At 54.4% G+C, this 16,361-nt stretch carries 17 protein-coding genes; 8 read left to right on the top strand and 9 right to left on the bottom strand.

Annotated features, from left to right (window positions below):
• The first annotated feature begins 39 nt into the window (after window positions 1-39).
• Window positions 40-870, top strand: coding sequence for a hypothetical protein (locus SBG41_RS00715; RefSeq protein ID WP_317895625.1), 831 nt, complete (start codon window positions 40-42; stop codon window positions 868-870).
• Between the two features lie 21 nt (window positions 871-891).
• Here the strand turns inward: SBG41_RS00715 and SBG41_RS00710 are convergent, their stop codons facing one another.
• The 3 genes from SBG41_RS00710 to SBG41_RS00700 form a co-directional block, all read right to left on the bottom strand.
• Window positions 892-1,470, bottom strand: coding sequence for a hypothetical protein (locus SBG41_RS00710; protein WP_317895624.1), 579 nt, complete (start codon window positions 1,468-1,470; stop codon window positions 892-894).
• A gap of 8 nt (window positions 1,471-1,478) precedes the next feature.
• Entirely contained in the window at window positions 1,479-2,957 is a 1,479-nt protein-coding gene (locus SBG41_RS00705; protein WP_317895623.1) for an oxygen-binding di-iron domain-containing protein, read from the bottom strand.
• A 148-nt stretch (window positions 2,958-3,105) separates the two neighbouring features.
• The gene (locus SBG41_RS00700) at window positions 3,106-4,293 is read right to left on the bottom strand and encodes a mandelate racemase/muconate lactonizing enzyme family protein (RefSeq protein ID WP_317895622.1); all 1,188 of its coding nucleotides are present in this window, start codon (window positions 4,291-4,293) and stop codon (window positions 3,106-3,108) included.
• Between the two features lie 63 nt (window positions 4,294-4,356).
• Here SBG41_RS00700 and SBG41_RS00695 point away from each other — a divergent pair, with 63 nt between their 5' ends.
• The gene (locus SBG41_RS00695) at window positions 4,357-4,995 is read left to right on the top strand and encodes a hypothetical protein (RefSeq protein WP_317895621.1); all 639 of its coding nucleotides are present in this window, start codon (window positions 4,357-4,359) and stop codon (window positions 4,993-4,995) included.
• A gap of 9 nt (window positions 4,996-5,004) precedes the next feature.
• On the opposite strand, the gene SBG41_RS00690 is transcribed toward SBG41_RS00695, so the two are convergent.
• Entirely contained in the window at window positions 5,005-6,237 is a 1,233-nt protein-coding gene (locus tag SBG41_RS00690; RefSeq protein WP_317895620.1) for a helix-turn-helix transcriptional regulator, read from the bottom strand.
• Between the two features lie 168 nt (window positions 6,238-6,405).
• On the opposite strand from SBG41_RS00690, the gene SBG41_RS00685 reads away from it, so the two are divergent.
• From SBG41_RS00685 to SBG41_RS00670, 4 genes are all read left to right on the top strand, one after another.
• Entirely contained in the window at window positions 6,406-6,918 is a 513-nt protein-coding gene (locus tag SBG41_RS00685; protein WP_317895619.1) for a metallophosphoesterase, read from the top strand.
• A gap of 43 nt (window positions 6,919-6,961) precedes the next feature.
• Window positions 6,962-7,318, top strand: coding sequence for a hypothetical protein (locus SBG41_RS00680; protein ID WP_317895618.1), 357 nt, complete (start codon window positions 6,962-6,964; stop codon window positions 7,316-7,318).
• A gap of 30 nt (window positions 7,319-7,348) precedes the next feature.
• Window positions 7,349-8,938: an amino acid permease gene (locus tag SBG41_RS00675; RefSeq protein WP_397470759.1), complete on the top strand. Its 1,590-nt coding sequence runs from the start codon at window positions 7,349-7,351 to the stop codon at window positions 8,936-8,938.
• A 167-nt stretch (window positions 8,939-9,105) separates the two neighbouring features.
• On the top strand, window positions 9,106-9,528 hold the full coding sequence (locus SBG41_RS00670; RefSeq protein ID WP_317895616.1) for a 4Fe-4S dicluster domain-containing protein: 423 nt from the start codon (window positions 9,106-9,108) through the stop codon (window positions 9,526-9,528).
• A 13-nt stretch (window positions 9,529-9,541) separates the two neighbouring features.
• Here the strand turns inward: SBG41_RS00670 and porB are convergent, their stop codons facing one another.
• Genes porB through SBG41_RS00650 form a run of 4 tightly spaced genes read right to left on the bottom strand, consistent with a single transcriptional unit; the run spans window position 9,542 to window position 12,746 of the window.
• Complete coding sequence (porB, locus tag SBG41_RS00665) at window positions 9,542-10,495, bottom strand: pyruvate synthase subunit PorB (RefSeq protein ID WP_317895615.1); 954 nt, start codon at window positions 10,493-10,495, stop codon at window positions 9,542-9,544.
• Between the two features lie 54 nt (window positions 10,496-10,549).
• The gene (locus tag SBG41_RS00660; protein ID WP_317895614.1) at window positions 10,550-11,803 is read right to left on the bottom strand and encodes a transketolase C-terminal domain-containing protein; all 1,254 of its coding nucleotides are present in this window, start codon (window positions 11,801-11,803) and stop codon (window positions 10,550-10,552) included.
• 23 nt (window positions 11,804-11,826) lie between these two features.
• Entirely contained in the window at window positions 11,827-12,171 is a 345-nt protein-coding gene (locus SBG41_RS00655) for a 4Fe-4S binding protein (protein ID WP_317895613.1), read from the bottom strand.
• Window positions 12,168-12,746: a 2-oxoacid:acceptor oxidoreductase family protein gene (locus SBG41_RS00650; protein ID WP_317895612.1), complete on the bottom strand. Its 579-nt coding sequence runs from the start codon at window positions 12,744-12,746 to the stop codon at window positions 12,168-12,170. Before SBG41_RS00650 ends, SBG41_RS00655 begins: the two co-directional genes overlap by 4 nt.
• Before the next feature lie 147 nt (window positions 12,747-12,893).
• On the opposite strand from SBG41_RS00650, the gene SBG41_RS00645 reads away from it, so the two are divergent.
• The gene (locus SBG41_RS00645) at window positions 12,894-13,817 is read left to right on the top strand and encodes an SIS domain-containing protein (RefSeq protein ID WP_317895611.1); all 924 of its coding nucleotides are present in this window, start codon (window positions 12,894-12,896) and stop codon (window positions 13,815-13,817) included.
• A 44-nt stretch (window positions 13,818-13,861) separates the two neighbouring features.
• Here the strand turns inward: SBG41_RS00645 and SBG41_RS00640 are convergent, their stop codons facing one another.
• On the bottom strand, window positions 13,862-15,115 hold the full coding sequence (locus SBG41_RS00640) for a hypothetical protein (RefSeq protein ID WP_317895610.1): 1,254 nt from the start codon (window positions 15,113-15,115) through the stop codon (window positions 13,862-13,864).
• A 525-nt stretch (window positions 15,116-15,640) separates the two neighbouring features.
• Here SBG41_RS00640 and SBG41_RS00635 point away from each other — a divergent pair.
• Window positions 15,641-16,333, top strand: coding sequence for a hypothetical protein (locus tag SBG41_RS00635; RefSeq protein WP_317895609.1), 693 nt, complete (start codon window positions 15,641-15,643; stop codon window positions 16,331-16,333).
• Window positions 16,334-16,361 lie beyond the last annotated feature (28 nt).

The raw sequence follows: 16,361 nt of genomic DNA, 5'->3' as shown, positions 1-16,361 counted from the left end.
GGACAAAAGTTTCCACGTACCAAATAGAGGTGCGTTAGAGTGGCATGGGAAGCATGGGTTGCGACACTAAACACGGTACACGGCGAAGACGATATTGCTGCGTGGATTAGCCCTGGACACGACTACGGCGTAGCAATGGTTGCTGACGGCGTCTCGACAACCGGTGGTGGAGGAGCATCGTTCCTAGCAGTATCCGCTGCGAGCATTGCATGTCGCCGGTTCCTGAGCCAAGGCCTCTCCTTCACCACGATGAAGCGATGCCTAGACTTGTTGTCGAAAGTTGCAGCAGAGAGCAGCGTAGAGGATGCATCGGTTGTTGCCGAGATAAAGAGGCGCTATTACGCTGAGTGCAGTAAGAATGGAGAACCTTGTACTAAGCCGATGACCGTACACGATGTTGTTGAGATAGGCTTCATCCAGCCAACTAGGAAAGGAGAAGGCATGCCATCCTCTACGCTGCTCGTGATCTTGTTCGGCGGAACCAATGTAGGGTTCATGCTACTCGGTGATGGAATAGTCACGTCTACGGGCGTTGGCTCGAGCAAAGAAGAGCTATGGGTTGCGTGGGGCGCGTTGCCGCAATTCTACCAAGGAGTACGCGTCTCGAGATACGTGGCGATAGGCGGTGGCGCGAAGGGCCACCCGGTCCTGCTTCTAGCTGACAGCGAGCCGGGCCGAGTATACGTTGCGGCAACAGATGGGGTAGATCCTGCCGCTCTCGCCGAGTCGCTCACCGAGCTAGCGCCAGAGATACCCAAGCTCGCCGAGGCGGGCGAGAACCTTGCCGCGGAGCTCCTGAGGAGAGTGAGGACACGTATGGGCAGATTCGAGGACGACGCATCAGTGGCCGTAGTCTATCATGTCTCTTAGCCCTAAAAGGCTCTAAGGGGATTAAATACTGCTTATGTCGTAAACCGTGATCGATGCATTCTTATCCTTAAGCGCCGTCTGTAGAACATTTCGCGCCTGCATGGGGTTAAGCGGTGCCCCTACGCTTGCAGCTGCAATCACTCTGGCACCTCTGACCGCGAAGAAGTAGTCGGAAGCCCCTATGTGGAATCTCAGCAGGAGGGTGCCCTTCCTCCTAACTATTCTGCCTATCTCTGCCTTATCGATTCTCCCACGGTACAGTATTGGTGCCTTGAGCACTATCTCTACAACTGTAGAGATATCGGAGAGCTTCTTTGAGAGCTCGCTGTCCCATTCCCTATCAGCTATTTCGAGCAGTAGCTCCTCAGCAACCTCCTCTGTCGCCGGCATAGCTGAGGCCGTGATGCGGAGTACACCTGGAGAGACCTGGGTGACGCCGTACCCTCTCTTCTTGGCCCATAAGCGTACGAGGTTAAGCGCTGACTCGTCAACAGCTATTACTGCTTCACCGGTCTTCCTTACAAGGTCCTCTATTCTAGCATATGGTATGAATGCGCCCATGCCTCGCAGGTTTAGGATCGCCTCGCTTGCGGAGGACACGCCGCGTCTCACCACTTTGAGATTGTTTCAAGGAGGTGTGCTACCTTTTCTTTTCCGCGAAGCAGGGGGCCGTGGCGCGGAGCCAACACCGCTATGTCAAGCCCCTGTATTTCTTCGAGCCATCTTCGCAGCTCGTCTATGTCAGCGCTTGACCAGAGGTAGGCCTTCACCATCTCAGTGTACTCTTCAAGGTTCTCTGCGAATATGTTCCATAGGCCTGGCGGAGATACGGCTCCCAGCGCGTCTCCCGCGAAGAGTATCCTCGACCTGGGGTCGTAGAGGCTTAGCGATACGGTTCCTCGGACGCGGTTGGGGATTAGGGTTACTTCTCCGTCGCCTACGCGGAGAGATGTAGTCTTAGCGGGGACTATGTTTACCTGGCCCGGGTTGGGCAGGATGGGGGCGAGCACTGAGCCCCAGTACGGCGAGGCGTTTATCGTTGCGTGCGGCGCCTTCTCCACTAGGAATTGCAGCGTTATGCCGATATCTGCTTCCGCCGCGCTTATTACAATATGCTTTAATTGCTCCAAGTCTTGTACGACGTTGCAGAGGCCTCTGACAAAGTACTCGCCGCCGCTCGGATCCATGACGAGAGCCTCGTAGCCCGATAGGACTATGTAGCTGTTCGAAACTATGCCGCCGTAGTCCGGCTTCGCAGAGCCCCCGATCCAGTACACCTTGTGGTTCTCCTCAACATAGAGGGGCTCCGCCTCGAAGAGGAAGACCTGGGCGCTCCCGGTCAGGCTCCAAGCCTTTATCCTTACACGGTAGCCCGGAGGCCTCGCAGCTATGTTCAGAGCCCTACTGCCTTCCGCCTTCTCGCCCTCCACCTCGGCGTAGATGCCAGTCACGCGGTTCCCGCGGAGAACAAGCCTCAGCAGGTAGCTTCCACGGTAATCGCTGACTTCTACGAGGTAGTCGTCGGGCCCAAGTATCGCCAGTACCCTCTGGGCAGCCTCGAGCACAGTGTTGCGGACGGGGGTGAAGCTGTCGTAGTATGAGAGGGTAGCTGTTCCTGGGAGGACAGCTGTGAGCGATGCGAGCTTGTTATCCTCGGGGACGAGCTCCACGACCGGGCTTGCTGACTCGATTCTCTCTGCAAGCTTCTCCGCGACGTGCTTGACTAGGGAATCAACTACCTTAGCGGCGCCGCCAGCCCCTCCCCCACTTACAACTATGTGGGCGCCCTCCCCGGTGTCAATAATGTCTACGGCTAGTATGAGAGAGTCGACGCCGCCCTTGGCGACGAGTATGGATGCGTCGCCGGCCTCATAGACCTTGTAGTCTAGGCGGGCGCGGCGATACCCCATGAACCTGGCGAGCCTCGGCACGCGTAGCACCATGTACGTTGAGCCTATCTCTTCTAGCGGCTCGGCGCCCTTCAGAAGCTCAACTATGTTTATCATCTTCCTTACGCTCTCAGGGTCGAGAGCCACAACTATCTTGGCGGCGCCCTTCTCGATGCTGATCGCCGGCTTGAGGCTCATATCCTAGTTTACCTCCAACCTAGAAACCAATCAGCGCAAACTGAAAAGATAAGTACGCGTGCTTCCCCGGGGACATTCTCCACGCAACAAGGTATTTTAGGGAAACCTTGGTATAAAAACGCTCTCCACCACACGTACAATGACTCCGCTACTCTAAGGGTTCAGGACCCAGGCCTGGCCCTCCACCGTGGCGGAGCACAATACCTTCCCCGGCCTTCTCGTACCTAGGCGGATTCCTCACCGGGTCCTTGACGGGGAAGAGTGGCGAGTCGAGATCAACGTAGCGTGTGGCCTCGCTCGTCAAGGCGGCGTGGAGGGCCTGGGCTATCCCGAGCCCGGTCTCCGCCATACAGCCCCACATGGCCTCCAAGCCGTGTGCCTCGAGCAGTGAGGCTATCCTAGCGCCTTGCAGTGGCCCCCCGGCCTTAGCTATCTTGATATTAACGACATCGGCTGCCCCCATTTTAGCCACAAGTGCTGCCTCCGCCGGGCTCCTCGCCGACTCGTCCGCTGCCACGGGAGTCTCCACTGCTTCCCGGACCGCCCGCAAGTCTTCAAGCCTATTCGCCGGCACGGGCTGCTCTACTAGCTCAAGCGCAGAGCCCATGAGGTCCTCGAGCCTCCTTATCACCCTTACTGCTTGCTTCCTCGTCCAGGCCTGGTTAGCGTCAACCCGTATCCTCGCCCTACCCTCTGCGGCATAGTAGACGGTCTCGGCGAGCATCACGTCTAGGTCTGGGTCTCCGGTGCCGAGCTTGACCTTTAGCACCGAGAAGCCGTTGATGTCCGGTAACGGTATTGGGGCGTTGCCCGGCTTGTCGCTTCTCAGCCCAACAAGATACCTAATCGACTCTATGAATGCATCTCTGAGAGGCCCCTCCCCGCTCCTTATCTCTTTCAACACATCCTCACCGGGTATGGAGACAGTGTAATCGGTGACAAGATGATCGTGGACAGCGCCGCCGAGAAGAGTATAGACGGGTTCTCCGAGCACGCGTGCAGTAGCATCAAGTATCGCTGATTCGAGCCCGGCACGGGCCGAGCTAAACCCGGGGCCTCCGCTATGTATGGCCCTAAGAGCCTTACCTAGTTCTCCGGGAAGGCTTAGCCCCCTGAGCCTCGACGCAACTGCCTCGACATAGGCTCTTACAGCCTCTATGTTCTCCCACGTGACTCTCCGGGAAGGAGAGGCTTCGCCCCAGCCCCTAGTGCCGTCGTCGAGCACTATTTCCACGAATACGCTACGAGTAGTAGCTGCAGCGGAGTATGCGATGCGGAAAACACCGCGAATACTTGCTTCCACGACCTTAGTGTTGACTGAGGCTATGCGTGGCAATTCTGCTTGGCCCCCTCTCCGAGACTGGGGACCATGATGCAAGGTAATTAAGCGAAACGAGGCATGCTGCAAGCGTCCTTAAGAAGCGGCACGGGGGCACAATACCCGTGGGGAGCCAGTATAATACCCGATAGAGATGTCTTGGCGGCGAGGAGGATTCTGTACGGGCTGTTGAGAAGCATATGCAGGGTGCGTAAGGCGAGGCTCAGGATAGCCCGTACAGTGAAGGGGTGCCGGCTCCGAATAATGCGGGGCAAGCTCGTGGTTGAGACGGCGTCGGTGCCTAGCGACCCGGAGCTACTCTCCTCCGAGTGCATGAGGTCGGCGATTAAGAGTAAGGCTGAGAAGGGGAGGAGCCTAGTAAACCTGCTCCTCTCAGTAATCATAGGGTTCCTCGGATCCATAATAGCTGTTGGGGGAATAGTTGGCCTCTTGTTCGGTGTACTAGTTGTGGTTATGCTTATAGCTTCATACATTATTGATAAACGGGCAAGGCGAAAGCTAGGCATAGTTGAGCGAGCAATTAATGATGATTATGTGAGCAGGCAGATCTATAGCGAGGCGAAAAGCATCCTAGAGGAAATAATCACTGCATTAATCAAGGCGTGTAGCGATAAGAGAGTGTGCAGTGTTCTCCTCGAAAACAGTATTACCCTAAGGTGTGCGCTACTAGAGGAGCGCTACCTCTACCTAGCCCAGTAGCTCCTACTCTCACTTGGCCTGAGAGGACTCCCTTAGGCGATAAACGGGAGACCCATCTATAATGACTCTCTCCAATATCCCCATGTCTACTAGTTTTTGTAGCTTTCTCCACGCAGTAGACTTGCTTATCCCGAGCCTCCTCGCGACCTCGCTTACACCCATTGGACCTTCTTTGCGTAGGAGATCAATAATGGCTTTATCCCTATCATCGAGGCCAGTTTCAACCAATATCTCCGTCCCAGTGGCCGGTGCCGGGCCCGAGCCACCACTAGGTGATGTCCCGTCTACGCTGCTAGGACTAGGAGAGGCAGAGCCGTGAGATGATCGGCGCGCGAAAAGCAGCGCAATTAGGACAACGATTACTATGAGTACTGCGAGACCAATGAGTACGGGGTTTGTTCCCTCCTTGCGCAGGGGCGTCGACGTGGTACTTGATGATGGTGGCTGCGCCTGGCTAGTGGTTGTGGCGGAGGTACTTGTGGCAGGGGATGTGCTGGGTGTTGTTCGGTGAGTCGTGGTTGATTGGGGCAGTGTTGTTGCTCCAGGGGTTGTTGACTGGGGTGGTGTGCTGCTCGTTACTGGTGTGGACTGTGTTGCTGTGGTTGTACTTGTTGTCTTACTTGTCGTTCTAGGCGTGGTCGTCGTTGTGGTTGTTGTGGTTGTGGGGCTTGGTGTAGTCTTAGCTGTGGTTGTCGTAGTTGTTGTGCTTGTTGTCTGCGTTGTGGTTGTCTGTGGTGGCACCAAGTAAGTTATCTGGTAGGTTCCGGGCGACGCGTATCGTAGGACTATGCGGTTGGAGACATAGTCTACTGTGGCTGTGCCGTTGAATCCTAGTAGTGCAGCACCTTTTGGCAAGTACACGGTGGCGTCTCCGCGTGGATGTATCGTGACTGTTACCACTGTGTCCGTAGCATTACCTAGTATTGCGCTGTACTCTACCCAGACGGTGGTGGAGTTGGCGGCATCTATTATCAGCGTACCGTTCTCCACGGTGAAGTCTAGGGGTGCTCCCTCTGCGTCGTAGACGAGTATCGTGTCGTTGAGCGTGCCGGGCTCTAGGGGGAGCGTGAGCACGAGGATCCCGCTGGGATCGTGGGCCCGTATCTTAACCGTGGCGTCTCCCAAGGGGCCAAGCGTGTAGATGTAGCTTATGCTCGTAGACTGTGCAACAGCCGTCCAAGAAGCCGCTACAATGACTGCAAGCAGCAATACAATGAGAATGAGAGTGCTGGGCTTCCTCATGTGTTTCTCACCCTTCCCTGTCCTCGCCAAGAACAGTATAACGTGTCTCCCCTCTTTACCGTGAAGACTACGGTCTAGACAGCTATTTAAGCATAAGCATGGAGAAGAGAGGGCAGAGAGGTTTTCCCTGCCCCGCTGCCTTACTCATCTGTAGGCGAGGGAGGAACCTTGCTGGTCGGAGTCATAAGCGATACGCACGACAACCTGGATGCTGTGAAGAGGGCTGCAGAGATATTCCTCGAGAAAGGCGTCGGCCTGGTCCTTCACCTCGGCGACATAGTGGCGCCCTTTACTCTGAGAGCCTTCCACGAGGCGGGTATAGGGAGGCTCATAGCTGTCTACGGTAATAATTGTGGAGAAAGAATAGGGTTGAGGGAGACTGCAGCGAGGCTCGGCTACGAGATACATGAGTGGCCGCACCTCGTGGAGCTCGATGGTAAGAAGCTGCTGATGATTCACGGCACTGGGCCCAGTGAGAAGACAAAGAACATGGCGGAGGCCTTTGCGAGGAGCGGGTTCTACGACGCGGTACTTTATGGTCACACGCATGAAGTGGACAATAGGGTTGTGGGCGATGTCCTCGTTCTTAATCCTGGTGAGGCGTGTGGTTGCTTAACCGGCAAGAAGACCGTTGCAATACTTGACACCGAGTCCATGAGGGCAGAGATTATAGGCCTATGAGGAGGCGCGCTCCCCTATCTCCCTGCTGCGAGGGTTTTTGCCGTTGTGTAAAATGGGCATAGAGCTCGTGCTACGCGTTGACGGGGAGGAGAAGAGGCTTAAGGGATACTATCATCCCGCGGGATGCATGCATGCTTCACAGAGCCACCTAGACCTAGAGCCCCCCAAGGGCACCTGGTTATGGGACGTAGCTAGGCCGAGGGGCACTAGTCTCCGCTGCCGCAGCGACAATGAATGTGTCACGATAATCTACGCTGGGCTGGGGCTCGAGGCAAAGCTATGCATCCCTAACGCGAGGCTGCGTTGCAAGAACAGGGTATACGTCATGGTGACGCGTAGTGGCCGTCTCTACGTAGGCCCTGTAGCGCTTAGCAGGGTAGAGAAAAAGGACAGTACTTGACCCCTAGCTTTGATGCGTGGTGCTGTGTTTTTGGCGAGAGGGAGGCTCGGCTTCTGGGAGATATTCTCTATCGGAGTTGGCGGCATGATTGGTGGCGGCATCTTCGCCGTCCTAGGGCTCAGCCTCGAACTAGTTGATGGAGCAGCTCCTCTCGCGTTCTTCTTAGCTGGCCTCGTCGCGCTTCTGACGTCATACTCTTACGCAAAGCTCTCGGCAAGGTTTCCGAGCGAAGGCGGGACAATAGAGTTCATAGTACAGGCTTTCGGGGACAGCGTGCTCAGCGGCGGCTTAAACATCATGCTCCTCGCATCGTACATCGTGATGATAGCCCTATACGCACATGCCTTTGGAAGCTATGCTGCTAGCACGCTGAGCAATTACAGGCTAGCATACACATTGCTAGTGGTATTCATCATAGCTCTACTTACACTGATAAACATGCTGGGAGCCGTGCTAAGCGGGAGGGTAGAGCTAGGGCTCGTCGCCTTTAAGCTAATAGTCCTTCTATCCATCGGCGCTATAGGCTTCTTATTTGTTGATTGGAGCCGCCTCTCCCCAGCCCATTGGCCATCAGTTGTAAACATTGTTGCAGGAGGAATGATAATATTCCTCGCCTATGAAGGCTTCGAGCTCGTCTCAAACGCTGCTATGGACGCCTCTAGCCTCACAGTACTGAGAAGAGCCCTATATGCAAGCGTAGTCACAGTCATCAGCGTCTACATCCTCATAGCCCTTGTGGCGGCTGGCTCGCTTAGCCCGGAGATCGTTGAAGAAGCAAGGGACTATGTATTAGCAGTACTCGCCGAGCCCGTACTCGGCAAGGCGGGATACTACTTGGTCGTCACGGCCGCCTTGGCGAGTACGAGTTCGGCGATAAACGCGACGCTCTACGGTACAGCCAGGATGTCATACATAGTTGCAAAGTATGGTGAAGCGCCAAGGGTTCTCGGAAAACGAGTATGGGGGAACGCGTATGAGGGACTACTAATCATAGCTTTCCTAAGCCTACTGCTCGCCCTTGGTGCAAGGCTGGAAGCTATATCGACTGCAGGTAGCGGTGGGTTCCTCCTGATATTTACCGCGATAAACTATGCTGCGTACAAGCTCCGGCATAAAACGGGCGCAAACCCCGCACTAACGCTTACAGGCATGGCTCTCTCCATAGTAGCCCTGGCCACGCTTGTGTACCGGATGGCGAGCCTTGACCCGAGACAATTACTCGTATTCATCGGCATCGTCGTGGGCTCGTTTATCGTGGAAGCCGCCTATAGAGGGATCACTGGGAGAAAGCTTGCACGATATATTGATCCGAGGCTCCGGGAGCGGGAGAAGCTGATACGTGAATGGGAGAAGTGGTTGCCGAAACTAGTTGAAGAAGCCAAGAAGATCGCTAAGGGTGTTGAACTCGAGATTAGGATTGTGGGAAGTATTGCTCGTAGGGAGGTGGAGAAGGCTGGCGACGTCGACATACTGGTTGTCGCCGAGAAGCTGAGCGAGAAAGAAGCGAGAAGGATTATAGATGAGGCTGCGAAGCGGATCGGGCTTCCACCTCATCACCCTCTAGATGTGCATGTTGCTAAGAAGCTTAGGCGAAGACGTGGAGAGGATGGCGGGGAGTAAGTGGGCGTCCTTAACACTTCCCTGGTGCCCGGCTGGGAGCAGATTCCTCTTGCGAAAAATACGCGCTTACCGTAGTAACTATGCTGTTTTATCTCTTACATCGTATTTTTCCCTAGTAAAGTATTTTACACCATAAATACTGCTAACATCCATACATGGCGAGAAGGATGGCGCAGCAACCTCCCCTAATAGGGAAAGACATCCTCGGCAGACCCATACGCGATTACTCAAAGACCTCTTGGTGGGGAATACCGCGCGAAAACATACCATGGTACCCCGAGATAGACTATGAGCGCTGCATTGGCTGCGGCCTCTGCCTCCTCACATGCAGCGGGAGAAACGTCTACGACTGGGACTTTGAGCGCATGAGGCCCGTGGTCGCAAGGCCCTATAACTGCATGGTGGGATGCGACACCTGTGCCAAGATGTGCCCGAGAGACGCAATCATATTCCCGCATCTCGGCAGGCTCAGGAAGTGGAGAGACCAGGCAAACGCTATTGCTAAGGCTAGGCGGAAGATGCTCGAGCTGAAGAAGATCCTCGAGGCACAGAGAAGCAACAATTCATCTGGGGAGAAAAAGGAGAAGTAAGAGGGCCGGAGGATTATCCCTCTACTGGGCCTATTGCTTCCTCGCCTACCCACTTGTTTATCTCTGCTACGTACTGGTCTACCATCTCCTGTATCTTCTTGATGTCTTCTTCTGTTAGGTGGCGGAATCTGCCCTGCATCTTCAGGTACTCTCTTACGGGCTTCCTCTTCCTTATCTTGACTGTTACCTTGGGCTTACCGTTCTCTATTTCTAGGAGCACCCACATACCTGTCTGCACTGCTAGTTTCGCGACTTCGATGCTCTTAGACTCCGGTATCCTCCATCCGGGTGTACACGGCGATAGGACGTGTACCAGGCTGGGGCCGCGGGTGTTGTAGGCCTTGATGAACTTGTTTATCATGTCTATCGGGTACGCAGGATTCGCTGTAGCTATGTACGGTATCCTGTGCGCATAAGCTATCCCGATTATGTCCTTCTTCGGCCTATACTCGCCCCTCATCTTCTTGCCTACGGGCGTTGTGGTTGTCCAGGCGCCGTAGGGTGTTGCGCTGCTCCTCTGTATACCGGTGTTCATGTAGGCCTCGTTATCGTAGACAACGTACATTACGTCGTGTCCTCTCTCCAGCATGCCGCTGAGGCTCTGCAAGCCAATGTCGAACGTGCCTCCGTCGCCTGCGATCGCTACTACCTTGATGTAGCGATTGGGGTCTAGTACTCCCTTCCTCTGAAGCGCCTTGATCGCGGCTTCTACGCCGCTGGCCGCTGCGCCTGCGTTCTCGAATGCCAGGTGCAGCCATGGATTCCTCCAAGCCGTTCTCGGGAATAGTGTGGAGATTACCTCCATACAGCCAGTAGCGTTTACCACTATGGCGTCCTTGCCCACTACCTTCATGAGGTGCCTTAGTATGAGCGCGGCGGCACAGCCCTGGCAGGCGGCGTGGCCTCCTACGAATCTCTCTTCGCGCGGGATCTCCCATAGGGATTTAATCGGCTTTGTGAGCGCCATCCAGCTTACACCTCCATACGGGCCAAGCACTCATTCATTTCTAAAACACGGGGGTTAGACTACGTGGCCTCTGCGGCTCTTTACTCCGTAGAAGAGTGTCCTTGTCACACTCTTTCCGGTCTTCGCTGCCTCTAGGAGCTTCTGGTACATCTCCATAACGTCTTTTACGAAGATGTCTCTGCCTCCGAGACCGTGTATGAAGCTCACCATGGGCTTCACGATGCCGCGTAGCGCTAGGCTGGTAGCGACCTCCATGAACAGTGGGCCTTCCACTGCGCCGCCGAAGCTAACTGCTCTGTCGAGGACACCTACCGCGTTCACATTCTCCAGCGCCTTTGCAAGCTCTTCTGCCGGGAATGGGCGGAACACCCTTATCTTCACCATGCCGGCCTTTACTCCTTGTTCGCGCAGCCTGTTCACGGCCGCCTTGACGAGGCTGCTCGTCGCTCCGAGAGTCACTATTGCTACCTCGGCGTCGTCCATCATGTAGGGCTCTATGAAGCCGTACTCTCTGCCGAATATCCTGCCGAACTCCTTGCCCGTCTCCTCTATCACTCTGCGGGACTCCCTCATGGCGAGGGCTTGCTGCACCTTGACCTCCTGGTACCAGTTGGGCGCGCCTAGGACGCCTATGGTTACGGGCTCGTCTGGGTCTAGTACTGGGCGGTAGCCGCGCGGCCTCTTAGGGGCGAAGCTTAGGGCTTCCTCGCGGCTCATGGGCTCTAGGGGCTCGGTTGTGTGGCTCAATATGTAGCCGTCAAGCGTCACTACTACTGGTAGGAGTACGTCTGGGTGCTCTGCTATCCTGAACGCCTGGATCAGGTTATCGTATACTTCTTGCACGTTCTCGCTGAATATCATTATCCACCCAGTGTCCCTCATACCCATTGCGTCGGCGTAGTCGTTCCAAATGTTTATCGGGGCGCTCAGCGCCCTAGTAGCGAGGGCCATCACTACTGGCTGGCGGAGACCGCTGGCGATGTAGAGTACTTCGTGCATCAGCTCGAGGCCCTGGCTGCTGGTTGCAGTGAATGCTCTTGCACCAGTCGCCGCTGCCGCAACCACGGCGCTCATTGCGCTGTGCTCGCTCTCAACGTGTATCAGCTCGGCGTCTATCTCGCCGTCGGCTATCATCTGTGCAATGTTCTCGGCTATAGGCGCCTGCGGGGTGATCGGGTAGACCGCTACCACGTCTACGTCAACGTCTCGGACAGCATAGGCGGCTGCGTCCGCGCCAGTGGCCGCTATGCGCTTCTTCTCCTTCTTCTCGGGCACCTCTTTGGGCTTGGTCTCTTGTGCGAGAGCCATGCATGCTCACCTCCAGGAGGGGCTTACTTCATCTCAGGAACCATTTCTATGGCCTTGACGGGGCACTCGTTGGCGCAGATGCCGCAGCCCTTGCAGTGGTCGTAGTCAACCTTGAAGGTGACCTTGTACTTCTTGCCGGTGCTCGTCGTGTACTCCTCGTCGACCTCTAGGATGGCGCCGTCGGGGCAGTATACCCAGCAGAGGCGGCAGCGAACACACTTGTCCTGGTTTATTACTGGGCGGAACGTCCTCCACGCATGAGTTGTTACGTCGAGGGTGCTGCCCGGCCAAGGCACTATAGCGGCTACGGGGAGGTCTTCGAGAGCCTCAGGGTACTTTTTGCCGAGGAGCTTCTCCTTAGAACTCACAGGCAAACCACCTCTGTAGCATTATATGCCTCGTCCATGGCCTTAAGGTTTGCCTCAGCTATGTGAGGCCTTTCTGCAAAAACCTTGCGGATCTGGTCCTTCACGGAGTCTAGGCCTACGACGCGGCTAGCCCTCACGAGGGCTGCGAGCATAGATGTATTGACTATGGGTGAGCGTAGGTGTTTTATCGCAATGTCCGTGGCGTTTACGCGTGCAATGCAGCGGGGCTTCTTGAGCCCGCTCTCCTCAATAGCTTTGAGGAGCTCGTCTATGGTCTTCTTAGTATTTATGACGAGCATCCCATTGTCCTTTAGACCCTTCAGATATATCTCTGGCTCGAGCGATGGGTCGAAGACAACAACTATGTCCGGCTCAAGGACAGGCTCTCTCTCGAGGATCGGCTTCTCATCGATACGGGTGAAGGCGAGGACTGGTGCGCCTCTGCGTTCTGCACCGTACTCGGGGAATGCGAGAGCGTACTTACCCTCCTCGACGGCTGCGGCGGCGAGAACTTTGGCGGCGGTTACTGCGCCCTGACCACCACGACCGTGGAATCGGATCTCTACACGGGGCACCTTCTAACACCCAGGCAGATGGTTAAGCCAATGTTATCGGGTGTATACATTGTGTTTCTGAAAAACGCTTGCACCAAGTAGATGGAGGCTTTGAGACTAGATAAAAATTGTTCCGAAGACGAGTAGCCTAACACGGTGCAAACGCTCATGAGCACCGATACTAGTCAGCCCCTCTACACGCTTCTCCGCAGAGAAGCAGAATCAATCCACGACATATTCCGTGAACACGTCTCCGAGAAGAGCGTAGAACCAGTACTAAGTGATGCTGACTGCATCGCTGCAACGGGCTCCGGGGACAGCTACGCTGCCGCAATAACGCTCGCAGCCCTCGCCGGCCCACGGGCAGAGGCAGTAGACCCATTGGACGCAGTAGCGGTTGACAAGCCCAGGTTCCTGGCCGAGAAAGGCTGCACGCTGGTAGCGATAAGCATCGGCGGGAGAACGAGAACAGTCATAGAGCTCGCAGAGAAGGCCCTGTCGAGAAAAGTACCAGTAGTATGCTTCACCACCCCCGGCTCACCACTCGCCCAGCGCGCCTGCAGCCACGTCATCGAGACCACGTACCCCCATGCACCAATGGGCGTCGGTGCAGCAAGGCAAGTAGTACTACTAGGACTCATAGCCAAGGCACTCGGCTACGAGCCGAGACTAGGAAGCATTGGAGGAAAATGTGCATGGATGAACGCAGACGTGTTCGCAGGCATAGCGGACAGCTACGGCTCAGCACTCTTCGCCGCGAACAAGTTCTACGAGGTCTACGCCAAGCCCAAGCGCCACGAGAGACTCGAACAGCTAGTCCACGCAGCCATATACCCGTCGAAAGCCGTAGCGATATTCTACTCGCCGCTCCTACCAAGAAAGAGAATAGACTACGCCGCGAAAACAATCACCGAGGCAGGAATAAAGGTCTACAAGATACAGGGCGAGAAAAACCCCTGGGACAACGCTGTGACACAAACAGCGACAATCATCAAATGCTTAGCAGAACGAGCCACAAAAGACCAAGCAGAGAAACCAGCCTACAGACAACACCCAGGCCTAGAACCACTAACAAGGCTAATCTACGAGTAATGTATCCAAAAGCCTCACATTAATCGACATATGAGGGGCAGAGCCTAGCCAACAGGCGTCACGGGCTCTATGTCGATGAGATATATACGCCCCTGCTCACCAGGCACACCTACATTAAAAACGCTGAATGCAATAGCAAGAACATCTACTTTTCCATTACCATCAAGGTCGCGAAGAGGTACATTTAAACTATTATATTCCCAGTCCACAAAGCCCTTGTCAGCCTTAACAGGGGTCTTGTCAATTATTGGGAGTCCTTGCCCAGCTTTAACGATTATAGCCGTTGCCGCTGCTACTGGTACCGGGACAAGCCCCACTGATACAAGGAGAGGAGATAAGAGTACTGCATAAACTTCTCCAGCTATGTGCACTAGGAAGCCCCCGCGTATCTCTATGGATGTATTAGAGTAGACCGCGATAGGCTTACCACCGCGTGAAACATTATAGACATAGATTGCTGGCACCGGTTCGAGCTTTCCTGGGGCGCTATAGAGAATGTAAAGAAGCTCACCATTGATGAGAGCGTGGTCTATACTGGCAACACTGAGCTTGCCTGGAAGAACCATCAATTTACTAGCAGAGATACGAGAGTCATTAATGGTAATAATGCCTACATAGAGGTTTCCACGGCCCTTGCTCTTCCAGATCTCTCGGGGTGCAAATGCCGCAAGATAGAGATTCGGCTTTAGCATGAAGAGTCTCGTATCAATTCCTAAATCTGCGAGTTCTCTTAGATCCCAAGGCAGCATATACTTAGCCAGAACTGTTCCGTTAACATCAAGTACTAGTAACACGGGCTGAGGAGGCTCAGTCTCCCCATTGATACCTAAAAGGATAATCCTCTGTTTGTCGATAAGCATAGAAGGTACATCGAAATCACTAACCCTAGCAATTATCCTCTGTGCTGACCCGTCTCTGATACTATATGACTGGTAAATAATAGTCGTATGCTTCCGATTGATGAGTTCAAAAACCGTACCATTACAGATCATAAACCCCCTATACCAGTCTCCAACCCTATAAGCCGAAATACCATTGCCAACAATGCTTTTTGAAGAGACATTTACTACAACTATGTGGAGCCTTTCATCAACCCCTACAACTCTTAAAGCGACTAAATTGCCACAACCAGGCGGAGGATAGGCTAAAAGTCCCCGAGGGCTTGGCGATCTAATAGAAACAATGGTCTTAATTTCTACGAACTCATGATTTTTATTATATAATTTATAAATAACTATACTAAACACTATTAAAACAAAAACTAATACTAAAGAAATATTCCTTGTTTTATTTATCAATGAATTCACCTCTTATTACTTTGTAGACAATCATTTATAGATAACAGTTGGACTCATTGTTACCGAAAACATAAATGGATTATCGTCATTTATATCCATCATATGATTCAACGTATTTGACACATATGAAAGTAACTTCTGAGAGATTAAGCGTTCCTCGAGGTACCAATATTGTTGCCGAGCAATGATAACATACCAGCACCAATGTACGACTAAAATAGCCTAATACAGACCCACTTAATCTTAGAGATAAGAGCTAATCTACGAGTGAGTCGAAGGGTGTCAGGGCCTAGCCTGCTCGTCACAGCGCTCGGAGGGGCTCGGATAGGGGGGCCAGGGGCCTCCCCTCATCACGCTGAGGGCTTGCGCTCGGCGAGGCTCCGTTCACTGTTATTGTTTCTTTGGAGCCTTTTTAGCTCCTTGGTGGCGGAGCCAGGGCTTTATGGCTGTCTTTTCATTGTTTCCGGTGTAGTGATAAACCCGTCTCCTGCAACTAGTACTTGGCATGAGTGGTGGGTCTGAGTCTTGAGTTGTTTGGCCGAGTTTCTTGAGGCTAATAGTGGTAGTGTTGGCGCTGTCTATGGGTTCTATGCTGGCCTCGTGTATGGTGCTGCTCTCTGTGTTCTCGGCAAGGGTGTTGGAGAGGATGCTCCAGGGGAGCTGCTTGATTACCTCGGGAGGGTGTTCCGGGTCGAGGAGGATGATAGGGAGAGGGCTGTGAGGGCTGCTGGGCTCGTCTTCGCCGAGCTCGGCGGCGTTGGCGGGGAGGCGTGCCGGGAGAGGATAGCTGGCCTTGAGGAGCGCTACTACGGTGTCGTCAGGGAGGCTCTTCACCGATTGGCGGTGAGGGAGCTTAGCCACATGAGGGGCTCTAGGAGAAAGAGTGTGGGCGACATACTGGGCGTTGTGGCGGAGATGGCTGAGAATGGTTCGGCTAAGAGGCTTACGCCTCGGGGAAGCATAGCGGTGGGGGAGGAGGCTCTCCACAAGGCTGTCTACGATAAGCTCTACCGTGGGAGCTACGGTGGCTTCGCCTACCCGGTGCTATCGCCTTGGAGGAGGCTAGAGGTTGACGGCATGATAAGCGACTCGTTCAACGCGATGATGGCTGCGGGTGTACTCATTCCTGCCAAGAGCCTTGGCTACTACTTGGTGCCAGCACCCTTCCTTGAAGAGGGGTTCCGGGAAGAGTTTGGCACGATATGGGACACGTACTAATTTCTCCTCCCGAGCCTCTGCCCCGGGA

Origin of the sequence: Pyrofollis japonicus, assembly GCF_033097485.1 — an archaeon.
GTDB classification, from domain to species: Archaea; Thermoproteota; Thermoprotei_A; order Sulfolobales; family Pyrodictiaceae; genus Pyrofollis; species Pyrofollis japonicus.
The sequence above is the reverse complement of the archived record's forward strand: the minus strand, read 5'-3'. Positions and strand labels throughout refer to the sequence as shown.

Bases quoted from the DNA above. Each gene is read 5' to 3' on its own strand.
- SBG41_RS00690 (WP_317895620.1), bottom strand. From the start codon at position 6,237: ATGAGGAAGCCCAGCACTCTCATTCTCATTGTATTGCTGCTTGCAGTC.
- SBG41_RS00695 (WP_317895621.1), top strand. From the start codon at position 4,357: ATGCTGCAAGCGTCCTTAAGAAGCGGCACGGGGGCACAATACCCGTGG.
- SBG41_RS00670 (WP_317895616.1), top strand. From the start codon at position 9,106: ATGGCGCAGCAACCTCCCCTAATAGGGAAAGACATCCTCGGCAGACCC.
- SBG41_RS00645 (WP_317895611.1), top strand. From the start codon at position 12,894: ATGAGCACCGATACTAGTCAGCCCCTCTACACGCTTCTCCGCAGAGAA.
- SBG41_RS00660 (WP_317895614.1), bottom strand. From the start codon at position 11,803: ATGGCTCTCGCACAAGAGACCAAGCCCAAAGAGGTGCCCGAGAAGAAG.
- porB (WP_317895615.1), bottom strand. From the start codon at position 10,495: ATGGCGCTCACAAAGCCGATTAAATCCCTATGGGAGATCCCGCGCGAA.
- SBG41_RS00705 (WP_317895623.1), bottom strand. From the start codon at position 2,957: ATGAGCCTCAAGCCGGCGATCAGCATCGAGAAGGGCGCCGCCAAGATA.